The following is a 19,814-nucleotide window of genomic DNA, read 5'->3' as shown; positions in this document are numbered from 1 at the left end:
AGCTCGACAGGATAACCCTTGCGTCGAGCGTTCGGAGGCATAAACGGCATCACAAATGGATGACAGCCAGGTCCAGCCGGCCGTAATCGCCTTCGGCGTGTTCGCCCCTCGGTGGCACATGGTGGGTTTTCATGATCTGGTCACCCTGCAGGGTTTCCAGGTGAATATCAAAGCCCCAGAGGCGATGCAGGTGCTTGAGCACTTCTTCGGTGGACTCTCCCAGCGGTTTACGGTCGTGTTGCTGGTGGCGCAGGGTCAGGGAGCGGTCGCCGCGTCTGTCGATGCTGTAGATCTGCACGTTGGGTTCGCGATTGCCCAGGTTGTATTGGGCGGCCAGGGTTTCACGGATGATGCGATAACCGCCTTCGTCATGAATGGCCGGTACCAGTAGATCGTCTTTCTGGTCGTCATCGAGAATGCTGAACAGCTTGAGGTCGCGGATCACTTTGGGTGAAAGGTACTGCAGGATGAAACTCTCATCCTTGAAGCTGCTCATGGCGAACTTGATGGCTGCCAGCCAGTCGGTGCCGGCAATGTCCGGGAACCAGCGGTAATCCTCTTCCGTAGGTTCTTCGCACATGCGCCGGATGTCGCGGTACATGGCAAAGCCCAGGGCGTAGGGGTTGATACCACTGTAATAGGGGCTGTCGAAGCCAGGCTGGAAGACCACGCTGGTGTGGGACGTCAGGAACTCCATCATGAAGCCGTCGGTCACCAGGCCTTCGTCGTACAGGTCGTTCATCAGGGTGTAGTGCCAGAATGTGGCCCAGCCTTCGTTCATCACCTGGGTCTGGCGTTGAGGATAAAAATACTGGGCGATCTTGCGCACAATCCGCACGATTTCCCGCTGCCAGGGTTCCAGCAACGGTGCATGTTTTTCGATGAAGTACAGGATGTTCTCCTGCGGTTCGGCGGGGAAGCGCGCGTTGTCCTTGTCGCTGTACTTGTCTGCGCCTTTGGGAATGGTGCGCCACAGATCGTTGATCTGCTTCTGCAGGTGTTCTTCCCGGTCCTTTTGCCGGCGTCGTTCTTCCTCGGCGGAAATAGGGTAGGGACGTTTGTAGCGATCAACACCGTAGTTCATCAATGCGTGGCAGGAGTCGAGCAAATCTTCGACCGCATCGATGCCATGGCGCTCTTCGCACTGCATGATGTACTGCTTGGCGAACACCAGGTAATCGATGATCGAGCTGGCATCGGTCCAGGTGCGGAACAGGTAATTGCCCTTGAAGAAGCTGTTGTGCCCGTAGCACGCATGCGCCACCACCAGCGCCTGCATGCAGATGGTGTTTTCCTCCATGAGGTAGGCGATGCACGGGTCGGAGTTGATCACGATTTCGTAGGCCAGCCCCATCTGACCGCGTGTGTAGGACTTTTCGGTGCTGAGAAAATGTTTGCCGTAGGACCAGTGGTGATACCCCAGCGGCATACCGACGGAGGCGTAGGCGTCCATCATCTGTTCAGCGGTGATCACTTCGATCTGGTTAGGGTACGTATCGAGCGCGTAGCGAGCTGCAATACGACTGATTTCACGGTCGTAGGCCTGGATCAGCTCGAACGTCCATTCCGATCCGGTGGATATGGGTTGGCGCTTCTGCTCTTTGGCGGTCATGTCACTAACCTGCGCTGGAAGAGTTCACGGAAGACCGGATAGATATCCCCGGCCGAGACCAGTTGTTGCTGGGCAAAAGTGTCGGAAAAGGCTTCAGCGATGCGCTCGTACTCGAACCACAGGGCCTGATGTTCCCGTGGGGTAATCTCAACGTAAGTGTAGTACTGCACGAATGGCATGATCTGGTTGATCAGGATGTCGCGGCAAATAGGCGAATCGTCATTCCAGTTGTCGCCGTCGGAGGCCTGGGCAGCGTAGATGTTCCACTCGTTGGCCGGATAGCGCTCGGCCATGATCTCCTGCATCAACTTCAAGGCGCTGGACACGATGGTACCGCCGGTTTCTCGGGAGTAGAAGAACTCCTCCTCGTCCACTTCGCGGGCACTGGTGTGGTGGCGGATGAACACCACGTCGATCTTGTCGTAGTTACGCTTGAGAAACAGGTACAGCAGGATGAAGAAGCGCTTGGCGATGTCCTTGGTCGCCTGGGTCATCGAACCGGAAACGTCCATGAGGCAGAACATCACCGCTTTCGAGCTGGGGTTGGGTTGTTTGATCAGCAGGTTGTACTTGAGGTCGAAGGTGTCGAGAAAGGGTACGCGATGAATGCGTGCGCTGAGCTTTTCGATTTCTGCCTCAAGTTCCTGGATATCGCCGAAGTTGTCCGGTTCTTCCTGCTTGAGTCGCAGCAGTTCCTCCTTGGCTTCGCGCAGTTTCGCCCGGCTGCTGCCGGACAGGGCGATTCGCCGTGCGTGGGCTGAGCGCAGGGTTCGGATGATGTTGATCCGCGAGGGGTTGCCCTCGTTGCTGATCCCCGCGCGCACGGTCTTGAAGGTGTCGGTGCCGGTCAGGTTGCGTTTGACCAGGTTCGGCAGTTCAAGGTCTTCGAACATGAACTCGAGGAATTCTTCCTGGGTGATCTGGAAGACGAACTCGTCCATCCCTTCGCCCGAGTTGCCGGCCTTGCCAGGTCCTCTGCCGCCGCCACCCCCAGGTGGCCGGGCAATGTGTTCGCCGCTGGTAAATTCCTTGTTGCCCGGGTGCACGACGGTCTGTTTGCCGCCGCGTCCGTGGTGAAGCACCGGTTCGTCGATGTCGCGCCCCGGGATGCTGATTTGCTCGCCGTGTTCCATATCGGTAATGGAACGCCGGCTGACCGCCTCTTCGACAGCCTTTTTGATGTGATCACGGTAACGCCGCAGAAACCGCTGGCGGTTCACCGTGCTCTTGTTCTTGCCATTGAGACGTCGGTCGATCACATAGCTCATAGGCCCTCCGGGGAGCTTCGAGTCATAAGCTTCAAGCTGCAAGACAGAAGCTTCAGAAACAAGCGGCGCGCGACATATGGCCACATTTACGCCAACAACGCGTTTTCGGTGGGGCGGTGTCGCGTGCCGCTTGCAGCTCCCTTACTGGGACTTTCTGACCCTCAGGTACCACTCGGACAGCAGCCGTACCTGTTTGTCTGTGTAACCGCGCTCGACCATTCGAGTGACGAAGTCGTTGTGTTTCTGCTGGTCCTCTTTGCTGGCCTTGGCGTTGAAGCTGATGACTGGCAGGAGGTCCTCGGTGTTGGAGAACATTTTCTTCTCGATGACCACCCGCAGTTTTTCGTAGCTGAGCCAGGTCGGATTCTTGCCGTTGTTGTTGGCACGGGCGCGCAGCACAAAGTTGACGATTTCGTTGCGGAAATCCTTCGGATTGCTGATGCCGGCGGGTTTTTCGATTTTCTCCAGTTCCTCGTTCAGCGCGACGCGGTTGAGGATTTCGCCGGTTTCCGGGTCGCGATACTCCTGATCCTGGATCCAGAAGTCTGCGTACAGCACGTAACGATCGAAGATGTTCTGCCCGTACTCGCTGTAGGACTCGAGGTAGGCGGTCTGGATCTCCTTGCCGATGAATTCGATGTAACGCGGTGCCAGGTACTCCTTGAGGAAGCGCAGGTAGCGTTCACGGGTTTCGGCCTGGAACTGTTCCTGCTCGATCTGTTGCTCGAGCACGTACAGCAAGTGCACCGGGTTGGCGGCGATTTCGTGAGGATCGAAGTTGAAGACCTTGGACAGGATCTTGAACGCGAAGCGGGTCGACAGGCCGTTCATGCCTTCGTCGACACCGGCGTTGTCGCGATACTCCTGGATCGACTTGGCCTTCGGATCGGTGTCCTTGAGGTTTTCGCCGTCATACACCCGCATCTTGGAATAGATGTTGGAGTTTTCCGGTTCCTTCAGGCGTGAAAGCACAGTGAACTGGGCGAGCATCTTCAAGGTGTCGGGCGCGCAATGGGCTTTGGCCAGCGAGCTGTTGAACAGCAACTTGTCGTAGATCTTCACCTCGTCACTGACCCGCAGGCAGTACGGCACTTTGACGATGTAGATCCGGTCGATGAACGCCTCGTTGTTCTTGTTGTTGCGGAAGGTGTGCCATTCCGATTCGTTGGAGTGGGCCAGCAGGATCCCGGTGAACGGAATCGCACCGAGACCTTCTGTACTGTTGTAGTTGCCTTCCTGGGTCGCGGTCAGCAATGGGTGCAGCACCTTGATCGGCGCCTTGAACATTTCGACGAACTCCATCAGGCCCTGGTTGGCCCGGCACAGTGCGCCCGAATAGCTGTAGGCATCGGCGTCGTTCTGTGGGAATTCTTCCAGTTTGCGGATATCGACCTTGCCCACCAGTGCCGAGATGTCCTGGTTGTTTTCATCGCCCGGCTCGGTTTTGGCCACGGCGATCTGGTTGAGGATCGACGGATAGAGTTTGACCACGCGGAACTGGCTGATGTCGCCGCCGAATTCGGCCAGGCGTTTGGTGGCCCATGGCGACATGATGGTGTTGAGGTAGCGCCGCGGGATGCCGAAATCTTCCTCGAGGATCGCGCCATCTTCAGTGGCGTTGAACAGACCCAGGGGCGATTCGAATACCGGCGAGCCCTTGATCGCGTAGAAGGGCACTCTTTCCATCAGTTGCTTGAGTTTTTCGGCCAGGGACGATTTACCACCGCCAACGGGGCCGAGCAGATAAAGGATCTGTTTCTTCTCTTCCAGGCCTTGGGCGGCATGGCGGAAATACGACACGATCTGGTCGATGCATTCTTCCATCCCGTGGAAGTCTTCAAAGGCCGGATAGCGGCGGATCACCTTGTTGGAGAAGATTCGCGACAGCCTCGAGTTGGTCGAGGTGTCGAGGAGTTCCGGTTCGCCGATGGCCAGCAACAGACGCTCGGCGGCGGAAACGTAGGCGCTACGGTCCTTTTTGCACAACTCCAGATACTCTTGCAGCGAGAGTTCTTCCTGGCGTGTGGACTCGAAACGTTGTTGGAAGTGGCTAAAGATACTCATGACGTCACCTCGCTCGATACGTGGAGCCGACGCCGGATCACTCAGTCGATGCTGGCAGCAACCGAACAGGCAGTCGCTGTTTACCCCCCAGAACTCTTTCGGAGCTGACTACCCCGAAAGCTACTCCCGATGACCCGTGCGCCGGTGTACCGGCTCTCCCCTGTTTTGGATGGCCTGCGCTTAAGGATAGTTGGGAATTCGGGAGGTAAAGGCGAGATACGTAATTAGTTGTGGCTGACCGTTCGTCTGCCACCGCGCAAGCCCGCGGTGGCTGGGGCTTGCACATGACAAAAAAATTATTCGCTGGTGCCTTGCGCCGTTTCCTTAGGGTAAGTCGTACGCCACAGCTCAAAACCGCCATCCATGCTGTAGACGTCAGAGAAACCCTGGCTGATCAGGTAGGCAGCGGCACCCTGGCTGGAGTTGCCGTGATAGCAGACCACCACGGTTGGCGCGTCCAGGTCGGCGCCCTGGATGAAGGCGTGCAGGGAGTGGTTGTCCAGATGCCTGGAGCCGCTGATGTGCAGGGCGGCAAAGGTCGCGGGATCGCGGACGTCGACCACCACTGCGCCTTGTTCGCGCAGGGCCTGGGCCTGTTCCGGGGGGATACGTTTGAATTCGCTCATGGCGGGCTCCTGTGGCTCGGCTGAAAGCGCAGTCTAGCGCGGGGCGCTGGCTGACGATGGTTCGGAAATCTGTGGGGCGACTGGCGGCGCGGCGGCATGGCCATGTTCGTCGCATTTGCAGGACAGGCGTTCGCCCGTGTCGACATTCATCAGGGTCAGGGCACCGCCCCAGACGCAGCCGGTGTCGAGGGCCGAGATGTTCGGCTCCTGGACCTTGCCTTCCAGCGCTGCCCAGTGGCCGAAGATGATCTTCAGGTCCCTGGTCTTGCGCTCCTTGTGCTGGAACCACGGTTTGTAGCCGGCCGGTGCCGTGTCGAGGCCTTCCTTGCTCTTGAGGTCAAGCTTGCCCTCGGCCGTACAAAAGCGCATGCGCGTGAAATAGTTGGTAATCACCCGCAGGCGCGTCACGCCCTTGAGGTCGCTGTCCCATTTCGCCGGATCGTTACCGTACATGCCATCGAGGTAGGGTGGCAGCAGGTTGTCGTCGCGCAGGGCGGTCTCGACTTCGGCAGCGTATTTCAGCGCTTTGCGCAGCGACCATTGCGGTGGAATGCCGGCATGCACCATCGCAACGTTGCGCTGTTCGTCGTAGTGCATGAGTTTTTGCTGGCGCAGCCATTCCATCAACTCGGCGCTGTCCGGGGCTTCGATAATCTCGCGAAGGGTGTCGGCTTTCTTCAGGCGCTCGATGTTCTTCCCGGCCGCCAGCAAGTGCAGGTCATGGTTGCCGAGCACGCACACCAGCGATTCGCGGATGCTATAGAGGAAGCGCAAGGTTTCCAGCGACTGCGGGCCGCGGTTGACCAGGTCGCCCACCAGCCACAGGCGATCGCTTGCCGGGTCGAAGGCGACCTTCTTGAGCAGGCATTGCAATGCGTCGAGGCAGCCTTGCAGGTCGCCAACGGCATAGGTTGCCATCAGTGCAAGGCTCCGGGCACCGCCAGGCGGAACGGGGCGATGATGGCATCGAAATGTTTGCCGTCATCGGCGCGCATCTCGTAGGTACCCTGCATGGTACCGACCTTGGATGTCATGACGGTGCCGCTGCTGTAGGTATGGCTTTCGCCCGGCTCGATCAACGGTTGCTGGCCAACCACGCCCGCACCGCGAACTTCCTCGACATGCCCGTCGCCATCGGTGATGACCCAATGCCGAGACAACAGTTTGGCCGCTAGCGAGCCGTTATTCTGCACGGTGATGGTATACGCGAAGGCAAAACGCTCTTGCTCGGGTTGCGACTGTTCTGCCAGATAGCGGGTGACGACGCTGACGTCGACCTGATAACGAGGATCGGACATGCAAAGGGCCTTAAAAACGAAGCGGAACGCGGGGCATGACTGATGATCAGTCTAGGCCAGGTATCGGATAGTAAACCAGACATAAACGCTGGTGTCCTACCCGATAACGCTTCAGTTCTGTCAGACGTCCGCGGCTTTCTGTAGGACTTGTTCGCTTAGCTTATCGGCAAGGCGTACGAAGGCCGCCAGATCGAGCTGTTCGGGCCGCAAGCTGCCATCGACGCCAGCGGCTTCGATTTCGGCGTTGCTCAGCAACAGCTTGAGTGTGTTGCGCAGGGTTTTGCGGCGCTGGTTGAATGCCTCGCGCACGACACGCTCCAGCAAACGGTGATCCTTGGCCGGGTGCGGCAGCACCGCATGGGGCACCAGGCGCACGATGGCCGAGTCGACTTTGGGTGGCGGATTGAACGCGCCAGGCCCTACGTTGAACAGGTGTTCGACCCGGCAGTGGTACTGGACCATGATCGACAGCCGGCCCCAGTCACCGCCACCAGGCCCTGCCGCCAGGCGCTCGACCACTTCCTTTTGCAGCATGAAGTGCATGTCGCGAATCAGGTGCGCGTTGTGCAGCAGGTGGAAAATCAGCGGCGTGGAGATGTTGTAGGGCAGGTTACCGACCACGCGCAGGCTGCCAGGTGCGGCATTCAGGCTGGTGAAATCGAACTTCAACGCATCACCCTGATGCAGGTTGAAGTTGCTCTTGCCGGCGAATTGCTGGTTGAGGATCGGGATCAGGTCCTTGTCCAGTTCCACCACGTCGAGCTGGGCGCCGCTGCTGAGCAGGCCTTGGGTCAATGCGCCCTGGCCAGGGCCGATTTCCAGGAGACGGTCTTCGGCCTTGGCATGGATGGAGCGCAGGATGCGGTCGATAACGCCAGCATCGTGCAGGAAGTTCTGGCCAAAGCGCTTGCGCGCCTTGTGTTGGTATTGCTCGGTCATAAACGGGTCTCGGCCATCTGGTAGGCGGTTTCCAGGGCGACTTGCAGGCTGCCGGTGTCGATCTTGCCGCTGCCGGCCAGGTCCAGGGCGGTGCCGTGGTCGACCGATGTGCGGATGATCGGCAAGCCGAGGGTCACATTGACTGCTGCGCCGAAGCCTTTGTATTTCAGCACAGGCAGGCCCTGGTCGTGGTACATCGCCAGCACTGCATCGCAGTGCTCCAGATATTTGGGGGTAAACAGAGTGTCGGCGGGCAAGGGGCCGCGCAGGTCCATGCCTTCGCCGCGCAAGCGCTCTAACGTGGGTTCGATGATATCGATTTCTTCATGGCCCAGATGTCCGCCCTCACCGGCATGGGGGTTGAGCCCGCACACCAGGATGCGTGGCCGGGCAATGCCGAATTTTTGTTGCAGGTCGGTGTGCAGGATTCGCGTGACCCGCTCCAGCCGTTCAGGTGTGATCGCATCGGCAATCTCGCGCAGAGGCAGGTGAGTAGTGACCAGCGCCACGCGCAGCCCGCGAGTGGCGAGCATCATCACCACTTGCGCGGTATGGGTCAGGTCAGCGAGGAATTCCGTGTGCCCGGAAAAGGCGATACCGGATTCATTGATCACGCCTTTGTGCACCGGGGCGGTGATCATTCCGGCAAAATGCCCATCCAGGCAGCCTTGGCCCGCTCGGGTCAGGGTTTCCAGGACGAAAGCGGCGTTGGCCTTGTCCAGTTGCCCGGCGACGACCTTGGCGTTGAGCGGTGTATCCCAGACATACAGGCTGTTGGCGGGAGCGGGAACATCCGGCCAGTTGTCCGGCGTGACGGGCAGCACATCGACAGCCACACCCAGCTGCGCGGCCCGCTCAAGGAGCAGGTCGCGGCTGGTGATGGCAATCAGGGGGTGTGGCTGGGCGTGCGAGGCGAGCAGCAGGCACAGGTCGGGACCTATGCCGGCTGGTTCGCCGGGTGTCAGCGCGAAACGTTGGGGTTTCACTGCGCTGCCTGGTCGGCGCCAGGGAGTTTGATTTCCACGTACGCTTCGTCACGGATCTGACGCAGCCAGGTTTGCAGCTCTTCATCGTATTTGCGGTTACGCAGTACGGTCATCGCTTGTTGCTCGCGAGCCTGGTTGGTGCTGTCTGTGGCGCGACGGCCAAGGACTTCCAGGACGTGCCAGCCGTATTGAGTCTGGAACGGCTTGGACAGCTGACCTTGCGGGGTCTTGGCCATCACTTCGCGGAACTCTGGAACCAGTACGCTCGGGTCGATCCAGTTCAAGTCGCCGCCATTGAGCGCGGAACCCGGATCTTCCGAGTAGCTTTTCGCCAGTTCGCCGAAGTCTTCACCCGATTCAATGCGGCTGTAGAGCGACTCGGCCAAGGCCTTGGTTTTAGCTTCGTCACGAATCGGACTTGGTTTGACCAGGATGTGGCGGACATGCACTTCGTCGCGTACCTGGGCTTCACCGCCACGCTTGCCGGTGATCTTCAGGATGATGAAGCCACCTGGCGTGCGCATTGGCTGAGTGATGTCGCCAACCGCCATGGTGCTCAGCAGCTGATCGAACGGAGGTGGCAACTGTGCGGCTTTACGCCAGCCCATGTCGCCGCCTTCCAGTGCGGTTTCGCTGGCGGATTTGGCGAGAGCCAATTGAGCGAAGTCAGCGCCTTGCTTGAGCTGCTGGTACACCGCGTCAGCCTGTTTGGCTGCAGCCTGAATGGCCTCGGAATTGGCGCTTTCCGGCGTGGCAATCATGATGTTGGACAGGCGGAACTCTTGGGACAGCTGCATTTTGCCCAGGTCTGAAGCGAGGAAGTTCTTCACTTCCTGCTCGGACACCTGGATTCGCTCGGCCACCCGGCGCTGGCGCACACGGCTGATGACCATTTCACGTCGGATCTGGTCACGCGCGTCATCGTAGGACAGACCGTCATGAGTCAGGGCAGCGCGGAATTGCTCGATCGACATGTTATTGCGCTGGGCAATGGTCCCGACAGCCTGGTTCAGTTCTTCATCGGTAATACGGATGCCGGAACGTTCGCCGATCTGCAGTTGCAGGTTCTCGACGATCAGGCGCTCAAGCACCTGTTGCTCCAGTACGCTGGCCGGTGGCACGGCCGAGCCGCGCTTGGCGATGGTTTGCTGGACTTCGTGGACCCGTTGGTCCAGTTGGCTCTGCATGACCACGTCGTTGTCGACAATGGCCACCACTTTATCGATGGACTGTACCGCGGCGTTGGCCGCGGTACCCAGGAACAGCGCGCCCAGCAAAAGCGGGCGCAGACAATCAGAAAGCTTGGTCTTCACGTTCACGATAACCTTGGATGCCTTTGTCGAGGAAACTCTCTACTTTGGAGCCAGTGAGGCCGCCGAGTCCCTTCAGAACAATTTGGAGGAAGACGCCATGGTCGCCTTTTTCGTTTTCCGGAGCGTCTTGACTGGTTTCGTCATAATCGACCCAGTAACGGTTGATCAGGCGCAGTTTCCAGCAGCAGTTGTCGTACTCGAAGCCACCAAAGGCTTCCAGGGTACGGTTGCGGTTGTAGTCGTACTGCCAGCGGCTGATGACGTTCCATTGCGGCACGACCGGCCAGATCACCGAGAAGTCGTGCTGTTCGATCTTGTAGTAGTCCTTCACGTAGCCAGGAGTGCCCGGGGTGCCATAGTCACCACCGCCGACCTGCCATGTACCGGAGTTCTGGTCATAACGAACCTGGTCATTGCGGTAGCGATAGCCGGCGTTGATGACCTTGTTCGGGTTGTCTTCAGGCTGGTAGTGGAACATCGCGCTGCCCGAACGAGGGCTGCGGCTGTCCGGGTCCCAGTTGTAATCGGCAGTGGTGCGCCAGTCGCGGTTCCAGCGGTATTCGTACTCCAGCGCATAAGGAGAAACGTCAGAGTGCGCGTCTTCGCGGGTTTTTGCATCGATACCCGGCAATTGGACTTCGCGATCCTTGAAGTATAAAGCCTGGCCGACGCTGATGCGTTGGCGCTCGAAGCCGTTTTCTTCGATCCAGCGACTGGTCACGCCCAGGGACAGTTTGTTCTCGTCGCCGACACGGTCAGAGCCAGAGAAGCGGTTGTCGCGGAACAGCGACCCATAGCTGAAGGTGTATTCGCTGGTGTCGAATACCGGAATGTCTTCCTGGTCCTTCTCGGGTACGTAGAGGTAGAACAGGCGTGGCTCAAGGGTCTGGTTATAGTCTTTGCCAAACCAGTTGGTCTTGCGGTCGAAATACAGGCCACTGTCGATGCTGGCGATCGGCACGCCACGGTTCTGGTTGCTGTCGAACGTGCCGTTTAGGCGGTCCTGTTCTGCAGTCTGCGCGGCAACCTGGCTTTTGCCGATGCTGTCGAGATCCAGTTGGTATTGCGTGTACTGGTACTTGAGTTTTGGCGTGAGGAAGCCATAGCTTGCCTCCATCGGATAGCTGACCGCTGGCGCAAGGTTGAGGCGATCGCCATTGGCGCGGGCCAGACCCTGAACGTTGGTGTCGAGGCGCGGCTCTACGTTGCCATCTTCATCGGTGAAGTTGCCGTTCTTCAAGTCCCGGTCAAACCGTACGAGCTCGGTGTCATAGGTGAAATTCAGTCCGCCTGGACGATCCGGCAGCGCACCGTTGAAGGTGATCTGCGGCAAGCGGTCGTACGGCGTGATGTTCGACACGGTCGCCAGTTGATAAGCCTGGGCATTCACGCGAGCGGTGTAGCTGTCGCCACGGTAGCTGACGACACCTTGCTGGTTCACGTAGTCGGCGCTTTTCACACCGATCTGGTCAGTCTGCAGATCCTGGAAGTAATAAGGATCGCTGATCTTGGTGTAGTCGACTTCTGTCAGGACGCGCGAATCAAGACCACCCTTGTGCTGCCAGTTGTACATGTAGCGGGTTTTTTCGTAATCGGTCTGCAGCTTGCGATCGTCGTTCTCGTCATTGAGGTATGCGGCGCCGAACTGACCTTCGCTGGACTTGGTCAGGTAGCGGAATTCGCCTTCCATCAACAGGCCACGATCGCTCATGTAACGCGGGTACAACGTGGCATCGTAGTTCGGTGCCAGGTTGAAGTAATACGGCGTGACCAGCAGGAAGCCGGTATCGGTGCCTGTGCCGATGGTCGGCGGCAGGAAGCCGGATTGACGACGGTCGTCGATCGGGAAGTAGATATACGGCGTGTACAGGACCGGAATGTCCTTGACCCGCAGTGTCACGTTGGTCGCGGTACCGAAGCCGGTGGCCGGGTTCAAGGTGATGTTGTTGCCCTTGAGCTGCCAGGCGTTGCTGTTCGGTTCGCACGTGGTGTACGTACCATCCTTGAGGCGGATGATCGCGTTCTCGGCACGCTTGGCGTACAGCGCGTTACCGCGGATACGCGATTTGTGCATCACGTATTCGGCGTTGTCGACCTTGGCTTCACCGGTATCGAGTTGCACATCCGCGTGGTCGCCCACGATCAGTGCGCCGTTGTCGCGAATGCGCACGTTGCCGCTCAGCTCACCACGGCTCTCGGCCTGGTAAAGGTTGGCTTCGTCGGCTTCGACCTGCATGCTGCCCTGGCGCATGACCACGTCACCGGCCAGGGTGGCGACTTGCTCATCCTGCTTGTAGCGGGAGGCTTTGGCGCCGATAAAGGTTGGGGCGTCACTTTTATTCGTCTTGTCATTCATGCCAGGACGAGTCGGTTCGATATAGGAACCAGAGCAATAAGGACCGGTTTCGGCCAATTGTGCTGCAGTGAGCTGCTCGCGCGGAACCCAGTCGAGGTGGCTGTAGTCTGCGCTACGCGACTTCAGGCCACGGCCTTTGGATTCGGTGACCAGTGCAGGCTTGGCCCCCGTGTCTTCGCTGGTACCCGTTTCGGCGGGTGTCTCGCCGGTGGCGCTGACTGCGCTGCCGTCGTGGACCGGACGAGGTGGCAATGCAGCCGCCGGCGATTTTGGCGCACAACTCCAGGCTCCCGAAGCGGAGGCCGAGCAGTCATACTGTTCCGCGGCGACCACGAAAGGGGTGGCCAAGGGTTGCAAAGCCAGCAAACTGCCGGTCATCAACAACGGAAATTTTTTACGAAACGCGGGGGATTTCAATGCCATCTTAATAGTCCGGGCTTCCTGCGTGCCATCTGCCCGCGGTGTGGGCCGCACGCCTCTCGATGGTCTGAAAAAGATGCTGGATAATAAAGCATGACCCGCTTGACGGCTAGCGCCGTCGGAGACCCTTGCAATGCCTGACCAAGATCTACGTTTGCAACACCTGAAAGTTTGGCTCGACGAACAGCTGGCAATCCTTTTTGCGCAACAGGGATGGGGTGCCGTCCCCCCGGCCACGTTGACTGCGGCCAGCAGCGACGCGAGTTTTCGGCGCTATTTCCGTTGGAAAGGCGCAGGCAGAAGCTTGATCGTGATGGATGCGCCACCGCCCCAGGAAAACTGCAAGCCTTTCGTGGATATCGCTTTTCTGCTGGCGAAATCCGGAATAAATGTGCCGAAAATCTACGCCGAAGACCTTGAACGCGGATTTCTTTTGCTCAATGACCTGGGCACGAAGACGTACCTGGATGTGATCGACAGCGAAAACGCCGACGATTTGTTCAAGGATGCCCTGCAAGCGCTCCTGGCGTTCCAGCAGTTGCCGATGGTTGCGCCATTGCCGAGTTACGACGTGGCGTTGTTGCGCCGCGAGCTGGAGTTGTTCCCCGAGTGGTACGTCAAGCATGAGTTGGGCATCGAGTTCGATGCGGCGCAGCAAGTGCTCTGGCAGCAGGTCAGCGATCTGTTGATCGACAGTGCATTGGCCCAGCCGAAAGTCCTGGTGCACCGCGACTACATGCCGCGCAACCTGATGCTCAGCGAACCCAATCCCGGTGTGCTGGACTTTCAGGACGCCGTCTACGGTCCTGTCACCTACGACGTGACCTGCCTGTTCAAGGATGCCTTCCTCAGTTGGCCCGAGGAGCGCGTGCGCGGCTGGCTGGAAAATTACTGGCAGCAAGCGGCTGCGCTGGATATTCCGGTGCAGCCTGACTTTGAAGACTTTTTGCGCGCCAGCGACCTGATGGGGGTGCAGCGTCACCTGAAAGTGATCGGTATCTTCGCGCGCATTTGCCACCGGGATGGCAAGCCGCGTTACCTGGCTGATGTGCCACGCTTCTTTGCTTATATAGATGCAGTGATCGCGCGGCGTCCTGAGCTGGCTGAACTGGATGTTCTGCTGGCCAGCCTGCGTGCTGGAGTGCCGGCATGAAGGCAATGATTCTGGCGGCGGGCAAGGGCGAGCGCATGCGTCCCTTGACCCTGACCACGCCCAAGCCGCTGGTTCGCGCCGGTGGCGTGCCGCTGATCGAGTACCACCTGCGAGCGTTGGCCGCTGCCGGGTTTACCGAGATTGTGATCAATCATGCCTGGCTCGGCCAGCAGATCGAAGACTATCTCGGCGATGGATCGCGCTACGGTGTCAGCATTCGCTACTCGGCCGAAGGCGAACCCCTGGAAACCGGTGGCGGAATTTTCCGCGCGTTGCCGTTGTTGGGTGACGAGGCTTTCCTTGTCGTCAACGGGGATATCTGGACCGACTATGACTTCAGCGTGCTGCATCAACCCATCGCCGGGCTGGCGCACCTGGTGCTGGCCGACAATCCACCCCATCACCTCGCCGGCGACTTCAGCCTGACCGGCGACCAGGTCCGGGACGGTCAGCCGGACGCCGCCACCCTGACCTACAGCGGTATCGCCGTGCTGCATCCACAGTTGTTCGATGGCTGCTCGGCAGGGGCGTTCAAGCTTGCGCCATTGTTGCGCAAGGCCATGGCTGAAGGGCAAGTGACCGGCGAACGTCTGAAAGGTCTTTGGGTCGATGTCGGCACCCACGAGCGCCTGGCGGAAGCTGAATCCCTGATCGAAGCGAGCCGCTGACATGCTGTGGCCAGGGACTCTGATCGGAGCCGGAGCGGGCTTTGCCATCGCCAGTATTCCCGGGGCCATGCTTGGGGCCTTGATGGGGCAGGTGCTGGACAGGCACCTGGCCCTGCAAAGTTGGGCGCATCTGCGCGAAAAGCTCGGGGGGCGACCGGTCCTGCGCAACGACGAGTTGTTGTTTGTATTACTGGGGCGCCTGGCCAAGTGTGATGGAAGGGTAGTGGAGGGGCATATCCAGCAGGCCCGCGCGGAGATGCGTGCCCTGGAAATGTCCGAATCGGCACAGCGACGGGCGATTGCCGCGTTCAATCGGGGCAAGGCGGGCAGTGACCGGTTGCGGGGTCATCTGCTCCGGCTGAGGTCTCAGCCTTTTGCCGCAGAAGGGGTCTTGCGCGCTTGCTGGCGGATGGTTTGGGCCGATGGTCATGCCGGTACCCGCGAGCGTGAACTGCTGTTCCAGTGGGGCAGTTGGCTGGGGTGGAGCGCGCCACAGGTCAAGGGGCTGGCAACCGATTACGAGCCGCAGCATCGACCGCCGGTCAGCAGTGTCATTACAAGCTATCAGGACGCCTTGCGGTTGTTGGGGGTGTCCGCCACCAGTGAGCCCGCCCAGATCAAGCGTGCCTATCGACGCCTGCTCAGTCGCCATCACCCGGACAAGATTGCCGGCAGTGGTGCAACGGCATCGCAGGTTCGCGAGGCCACCGACAAGACGCGCGAGCTGCACAATGCCTATACGTTGATTCGTCAGCGGCGGGATTTTCGCTAGCAACGACCCGGTCAATCAGTCCGCCGCATTTTGCGGATTCAACCAGCCCCGCACCCGGCGCACCAATTGCTCCTGTTGTGCCTTGTTATTGCCCGGCAAAGCCTTGAGCGAGACCTGGCTGAAGGCCGAAGTCTTCACGCGTTTGCTAGCCTGCAAGCGAGCCAGCGCCGCGTTGCGATCCAGCGGCTTGTCCATATAGAAGAGGTCGACGGTGGGCAGCTTTAGGGTTGGCGCGAGTTCGTCCAGTTCAGGTGTCACTTTGACCGGCGTCTGCGCGGCGACCATGGCGAAGCGCTCGACTTGCGCCGTCTGCTTCTCGCTCAGATACCGCGCGGCCCAATAGGCGCCCGTGCCATGCCCCAGCAAGACGATGCTGCGGGCGCTTTGCTGTTCGGCAAAAGCGATGGCCGCGTCGATTCGGGCGAAGATTCGCTCGGCGTCAGCCTTGCTTTGCTCGTCGGCGGTTTCGGCGACGGCCTTGTCCAACACCTCGGCTTCGCCGCCCGCCGCCTGTTCGATGGGGGCCGCGGTGGTCGAGTCTTTGCTGCCGACGTCCGGGGCCTTGGGGGCTGGAGCGGCTTCCATCACGCGTGGCGCAATGGCATCACTTTGCAAATCTGGCAGGGTGATACTCAGGCTGCTCCATTGCGCATCCGGCAATTGGCGGCGCAGCGGACCGATTGCTTGCGGCCAGTCAACGGTTTCACCTGCGCCGGGGATGATAATCACCGCGCCTTTGGGGTCAGCGGAGTTGGCCGGCTTCCACAGGGCCAGGAACGTATCGCTGCCCGCTTGCAGTTGTTGCTGTTCTTGAAGCGGAATTTTTCGCTCGAGTGCAGCGGCTTCTTCCTGACTACGCTCAGGCAATGGTTGGCGTTCGAGTGGTTTTTCTTCGGTGGGTTTTGCCTCTGCGGCAGCTGCCGCGGAAAAAGCCCATGGCAGGATCAGCGACAGGCACAATGCTGGCAGTGCCAGGCGGTAGACAGGGAGCATCGGATATTCCAGGCCAGAAGTTATCCCGGCAGCCTAATGGGTTGGTCAGTATTTGTCAGTGTGTGAGAGATCGATGATGCTTTTTCGCTGCCTGTGGGTTATCGGCTGTTTGTGGTTGCCCTTGATGGGCTGGGCGGCCGCCGCGCCACCGGCGCATGTCGCGCCGTTGTCGGCAGGCCAGCAGCAATGGCTGGCGCAGCAGGGCGATCTGCGGGTGGGGTTGGTGTTGCAAGCGCCCTACGCCCAGTACGACCGCCGCTTGCAGCGCTTGTCCGGGGTCAATGTCGAGCTGATGAAGTGGCTCGCCAAGTCGCTCAAGGTGGAACTGAGCTGGCGCAACTTTCCTGACCTGGAGCAACTGGAAGCGGCCGCCCGCGCAGGCGAAATCGACATCGCCCCGGGGTTGACCCAGACCCCGGGCGGTCTGCGCCTCTGGCAGTTTTCCGATCCGTACATGCGGGTGCCGCAACTGGTGGTCAGCGACCAGAAAAGCACCGGTGCGGTGGAACTGGAGAAACTCGACAGCCAGACCCGCGTCGCCGTACGCATGCCCAGTGCCACCGCCGATTACCTGCGCGGCAACTACCCGCATTTGAACCTGCAGGGGGTGCCGGTCGAACGCCAGGCGTTGCAGCTGTTGCTGAGCCAGCAAGCGGCCTACGCGGTGGTCGACGAGGCGCAATTGGGGCGCCTGTCCGTCGAGCCGGAGTTCGCCGGGTTGGTGGTGGTCGGGGATATCGGCTTGCCACAGCTGCTGCGGGTGGCCACGCGGCGTGACCTGCCAGAGTTGGCCGGTATTGTCGAACGCGCGCTGCGGGCGATCCCGGCCAAGGATCTGGAGGCGCTGCACAACCAATGGCTGCAACCCAAGTATCCTCGGCTCAGCGAATCCCCGGGGTTCTGGCAAAACCTCTGCCTGCTGATGCTGGTAGTGGCGCTCAGCGCCATGGCCATCGTGTTCTGGCAACGGCGCCAGCAGCACAGCCTGGAGCAACGGCTGGCGGCGGCGCAGGCTGACATTGCCCTGCGCGCCGCCAGCGAAGAAGCCCTGCGACTCACGCAGTTTTCCATCGACCAGAGTACCGTCGGCATTCTGTGGGTGAACTGGGACAGTCACGTGCGCTACGCCAACCGCGCCGCCGAAACCATGCTGGGCTATCCGCCTGGTGGGATCATCGAGCGGCCATTGATCGACTTCGAGCCCGGCCTGCACATGGATCGCTGGTTGAACCTGTGGAAGCGCGCCAGGGCCAGCGACGACGCGCCGCAAAGTTTCGAAACCCATTGCCTGAGGGCCGATGGCAGCGTGCTGCCGGCCGATGTCTCGTTGAGCTTCCTGCGCTTTCGCGATGGCGAGTACCTGGTGGTCTACCTGACCGATGTCACCGAAAGGCGTCGCGCCTTGGCGGCGCTGCAGGAAAGTGAAGCGCGCTTGCAAGGGATCGCGGCGAATGTGCCTGGCCTGGTCTTTCGCCTGGAGCGGGCGCCGGTGACGGGCCAGATCGACTTTGCCTACATCAGTGAAGGCAGCGAGAGCCTGGTGGGTTACTCGCCGGCCACCCTGGCCCATCGTGACAAAGGCCTGCGCAGCCTGGTGCATCCGGACGACAAGGCGAGCTATCACCAGACCCAGGATCATGCGCTGGACACCGACAGCGACTGGTCCTGGCAAGGGCGAATCCTGACGCGACAGGGCGAGCAGCGTTGGGCTGAAATCAAGGCGATCACCCGGCAACTCGAGGATGGCGCCTACGTCTGGGATGGGATTGTCTGGGACATCAGCGAGAGCAAGCGCATCGAGCTGGAACTGGCCAGCTCCCGTGGGCAATTGCGGGAATTGTCCGCGCACCTGGAGAGCGTGCGCGAAGAGGAAAAGGCCCGTATTGCCCGGGAAGTCCACGACGAACTGGGCCAGATGTTGACGGTGCTCAAGCTGGAAACGTCCATGTGCGAGCTGGCTTATGCGCAACTCGATCCCGGGTTGAACGAGCGGTTGAACAGCATGAAGCGTTTGATCGCCCAACTGTTCCAGCTGGTACGCGATGTAGCGACGGCTTTGCGACCGCCGATTCTGGACGCCGGGATTGCTTCGGCCATCGAGTGGCAGGCGCGTCGCTTCGAGGCGCGCACGCAGATTCCGTGTCTGGTACAGGTGCCGGAAAACTTGCCGGTGCTCAGTGATGCCAAGGCCATCGGCCTGTTTCGTATCCTTCAGGAGGCCTTGACCAATGTCATGCGTCACGCCCAGGCGCATACTGTCGAACTGACTTTGGCGATTGAGGGTGACGACCTGTGCCTGACCGTCAGCGATGATGGCGTAGGATTTGTCGCCTCGAGCGGCAGGCCGACATCCTTTGGGGTGGTGGGCATGCGCGAGCGGGTGTTGATCATGGGCGGGCAGCTGTCCCTTGAGAGTGAGCCGGGTGAGGGCACGACCCTGATCGTGCGAGTACCCCTGGATGAGGAGAGGTAAGTGATCCGTGTACTGGTAGCCGAAGACCACACCATCGTGCGTGAGGGCATCAAGCAATTGATCGGCCTGGCCAAGGACTTGCTTGTGGTGGGGGAGGCGAGCAATGGCGAACAGTTGCTCGAGACCTTGCGGCACGTGCCCTGCGAAGTGGTGCTGCTGGATATCTCCATGCCGGGGATCAACGGCCTCGAGGCAATTCCGCGGATTCGTGCCTTGAACAATCCGCCGGTGATCCTGGTGTTGTCGATGCACGACGAGGCGCAGATGGCCGCGCGGGCCTTGAAGGTTGGTGCGGCGGGCTATGCCACCAAGGACAGTGATCCCGCCCTGTTGCTGACAGCCATCCGCCGGGTAGCCGCGGGAGGGCGCTACATCGACCCGGACCTGGCCGACCGGATGGTCTTCGAAGTCGGCCTGACCGATTCGCGGCCGTTGCACTCATTGCTCTCGGAACGTGAGTTTTCCGTGTTCGAACGCCTGGCCCAGGGCGCCAACGTCAACGACATCGCCCAGCAACTGGCATTGAGCAGCAAAACCATCAGCACCCACAAGGCGCGGTTGATGCAGAAACTCAACATCACCTCACTGGCGGAGCTGGTGAAATACGCGATGGAACACAAACTTCTCTGAAAACACCGACCCCCCCTGTGGGAGCGAGCAAGCCCGCTCCCACAGGTTCGGTTGTGGCATATCCATTTGCGACATACCGGACAAGCTGCTTTTGCTCTGACTTGCGGCTTGTAGCTGAAAGCTTGCCGCTGCCTCTACCCAAACGCGCCATCCTTGTAGGGCAATCCCTACCCCCAGTCTTCCATATGGCTGAGGCGATTCTCTCTTGCCCCCCGATTTGCGTGGTCCCCAGCGTCCACTAGG

The 19,814-nt window shown here is 60.0% G+C and carries 16 protein-coding genes; 5 read left to right on the top strand and 11 right to left on the bottom strand.

Annotation, left to right across the window (positions count from 1 at the left end; genetic code table 11):
- Positions 1-49: 49 nt before the first annotated feature.
- From DKB71_RS30505 to DKB71_RS30460, 10 genes are all read right to left on the bottom strand, one after another.
- On the bottom strand, positions 50-1,612 hold the full coding sequence (locus DKB71_RS30505) for a SpoVR family protein (RefSeq protein ID WP_274077727.1): 1,563 nt from the start codon (positions 1,610-1,612) through the stop codon (positions 50-52).
- The gene (locus DKB71_RS30500) at positions 1,609-2,880 is read right to left on the bottom strand and encodes a YeaH/YhbH family protein (RefSeq protein WP_008061553.1); all 1,272 of its coding nucleotides are present in this window, start codon (positions 2,878-2,880) and stop codon (positions 1,609-1,611) included. The genes DKB71_RS30505 and DKB71_RS30500 overlap by 4 nt, the downstream gene beginning before the upstream one ends.
- Positions 2,881-3,021: 141 nt before the next feature.
- Positions 3,022-4,944: a PrkA family serine protein kinase gene (locus tag DKB71_RS30495; protein ID WP_008061555.1), complete on the bottom strand. Its 1,923-nt coding sequence runs from the start codon at positions 4,942-4,944 to the stop codon at positions 3,022-3,024.
- A gap of 296 nt (positions 4,945-5,240) precedes the next feature.
- Positions 5,241-5,570, bottom strand: coding sequence for a thiosulfate sulfurtransferase GlpE (gene glpE, locus DKB71_RS30490; RefSeq protein WP_408599148.1), 330 nt, complete (start codon positions 5,568-5,570; stop codon positions 5,241-5,243).
- Between the two features lie 33 nt (positions 5,571-5,603).
- Complete coding sequence (locus DKB71_RS30485) at positions 5,604-6,488, bottom strand: symmetrical bis(5'-nucleosyl)-tetraphosphatase (RefSeq protein ID WP_274077725.1); 885 nt, start codon at positions 6,486-6,488, stop codon at positions 5,604-5,606.
- A complete protein-coding gene (gene apaG / locus DKB71_RS30480; RefSeq protein WP_274077724.1) occupies positions 6,488-6,868 on the bottom strand; it encodes a Co2+/Mg2+ efflux protein ApaG in 381 nt (126 codons plus the stop codon). The genes DKB71_RS30485 and apaG overlap by 1 nt, the downstream gene beginning before the upstream one ends.
- A 120-nt stretch (positions 6,869-6,988) precedes the next feature.
- Complete coding sequence (gene rsmA, locus DKB71_RS30475; RefSeq protein WP_274077723.1) at positions 6,989-7,807, bottom strand: 16S rRNA (adenine(1518)-N(6)/adenine(1519)-N(6))-dimethyltransferase RsmA; 819 nt, start codon at positions 7,805-7,807, stop codon at positions 6,989-6,991.
- Positions 7,804-8,793: a 4-hydroxythreonine-4-phosphate dehydrogenase PdxA gene (pdxA, locus tag DKB71_RS30470; RefSeq protein ID WP_408599147.1), complete on the bottom strand. Its 990-nt coding sequence runs from the start codon at positions 8,791-8,793 to the stop codon at positions 7,804-7,806. Before pdxA ends, rsmA begins: the two co-directional genes overlap by 4 nt.
- Complete coding sequence (gene surA, locus DKB71_RS30465; RefSeq protein WP_274077721.1) at positions 8,790-10,112, bottom strand: peptidylprolyl isomerase SurA; 1,323 nt, start codon at positions 10,110-10,112, stop codon at positions 8,790-8,792. The genes pdxA and surA overlap by 4 nt, the downstream gene beginning before the upstream one ends.
- Positions 10,087-12,885: an LPS-assembly protein LptD gene (locus DKB71_RS30460; protein WP_274077720.1), complete on the bottom strand. Its 2,799-nt coding sequence runs from the start codon at positions 12,883-12,885 to the stop codon at positions 10,087-10,089. The genes surA and DKB71_RS30460 overlap by 26 nt, the downstream gene beginning before the upstream one ends.
- A 130-nt stretch (positions 12,886-13,015) precedes the next feature.
- On the opposite strand from DKB71_RS30460, the gene DKB71_RS30455 reads away from it, so the two are divergent.
- The 3 genes from DKB71_RS30455 to DKB71_RS30445 are packed head-to-tail and all read left to right on the top strand — an operon-like array spanning position 13,016 to position 15,475.
- Entirely contained in the window at positions 13,016-14,035 is a 1,020-nt protein-coding gene (locus DKB71_RS30455) for an aminoglycoside phosphotransferase family protein (RefSeq protein WP_408599146.1), read from the top strand.
- Entirely contained in the window at positions 14,032-14,703 is a 672-nt protein-coding gene (gene murU, locus DKB71_RS30450) for an N-acetylmuramate alpha-1-phosphate uridylyltransferase MurU (protein ID WP_274077718.1), read from the top strand. Before DKB71_RS30455 ends, murU begins: the two co-directional genes overlap by 4 nt.
- A gap of 1 nt (position 14,704) precedes the next feature.
- Positions 14,705-15,475: a DnaJ domain-containing protein gene (locus DKB71_RS30445; RefSeq protein WP_274077717.1), complete on the top strand. Its 771-nt coding sequence runs from the start codon at positions 14,705-14,707 to the stop codon at positions 15,473-15,475.
- 15 nt (positions 15,476-15,490) lie between these two features.
- On the opposite strand, the gene DKB71_RS30440 is transcribed toward DKB71_RS30445, so the two are convergent.
- Entirely contained in the window at positions 15,491-16,468 is a 978-nt protein-coding gene (locus tag DKB71_RS30440) for an alpha/beta hydrolase family protein (RefSeq protein WP_408599145.1), read from the bottom strand.
- 73 nt (positions 16,469-16,541) lie between these two features.
- Between DKB71_RS30440 and DKB71_RS30435 the strand changes: the two genes are divergently transcribed.
- Both DKB71_RS30435 and DKB71_RS30430 read left to right on the top strand, forming a co-directional pair.
- Positions 16,542-18,941: a PAS domain S-box protein gene (locus tag DKB71_RS30435; RefSeq protein ID WP_408599144.1), complete on the top strand. Its 2,400-nt coding sequence runs from the start codon at positions 16,542-16,544 to the stop codon at positions 18,939-18,941.
- Positions 18,942-19,571, top strand: coding sequence for a response regulator transcription factor (locus DKB71_RS30430; protein ID WP_274077714.1), 630 nt, complete (start codon positions 18,942-18,944; stop codon positions 19,569-19,571).
- Positions 19,572-19,814 lie beyond the last annotated feature (243 nt).

The organism is Pseudomonas sp. PLMAX, from assembly GCF_046042685.1.
GTDB classification, from domain to species: domain Bacteria; phylum Pseudomonadota; class Gammaproteobacteria; order Pseudomonadales; family Pseudomonadaceae; genus Aquipseudomonas; species Aquipseudomonas putida_AE.
The sequence above is the reverse complement of the archived record's forward strand: the minus strand, read 5'-3'. Positions and strand labels throughout refer to the sequence as shown.

Coding starts and splice junctions, on each gene's coding strand:
- DKB71_RS30505 (WP_274077727.1), bottom strand. CDS start 1,612: ATGACCGCCAAAGAGCAGAAGCGCCAACCCATATCCACCGGATCGGAA.
- DKB71_RS30500 (WP_008061553.1), bottom strand. CDS start 2,880: ATGAGCTATGTGATCGACCGACGTCTCAATGGCAAGAACAAGAGCACG.
- DKB71_RS30495 (WP_008061555.1), bottom strand. CDS start 4,944: ATGAGTATCTTTAGCCACTTCCAACAACGTTTCGAGTCCACACGCCAG.
- glpE (WP_408599148.1), bottom strand. CDS start 5,570: ATGAGCGAATTCAAACGTATCCCCCCGGAACAGGCCCAGGCCCTGCGC.
- DKB71_RS30485 (WP_274077725.1), bottom strand. CDS start 6,488: ATGGCAACCTATGCCGTTGGCGACCTGCAAGGCTGCCTCGACGCATTG.
- apaG (WP_274077724.1), bottom strand. CDS start 6,868: ATGTCCGATCCTCGTTATCAGGTCGACGTCAGCGTCGTCACCCGCTAT.
- rsmA (WP_274077723.1), bottom strand. CDS start 7,807: ATGACCGAGCAATACCAACACAAGGCGCGCAAGCGCTTTGGCCAGAAC.
- DKB71_RS30460 (WP_274077720.1), bottom strand. CDS start 12,885: ATGGCATTGAAATCCCCCGCGTTTCGTAAAAAATTTCCGTTGTTGATG.
- DKB71_RS30455 (WP_408599146.1), top strand. CDS start 13,016: ATGCCTGACCAAGATCTACGTTTGCAACACCTGAAAGTTTGGCTCGAC.
- murU (WP_274077718.1), top strand. CDS start 14,032: ATGAAGGCAATGATTCTGGCGGCGGGCAAGGGCGAGCGCATGCGTCCC.
- DKB71_RS30445 (WP_274077717.1), top strand. CDS start 14,705: ATGCTGTGGCCAGGGACTCTGATCGGAGCCGGAGCGGGCTTTGCCATC.
- DKB71_RS30440 (WP_408599145.1), bottom strand. CDS start 16,468: ATGCTCCCTGTCTACCGCCTGGCACTGCCAGCATTGTGCCTGTCGCTG.
- DKB71_RS30435 (WP_408599144.1), top strand. CDS start 16,542: ATGATGCTTTTTCGCTGCCTGTGGGTTATCGGCTGTTTGTGGTTGCCC.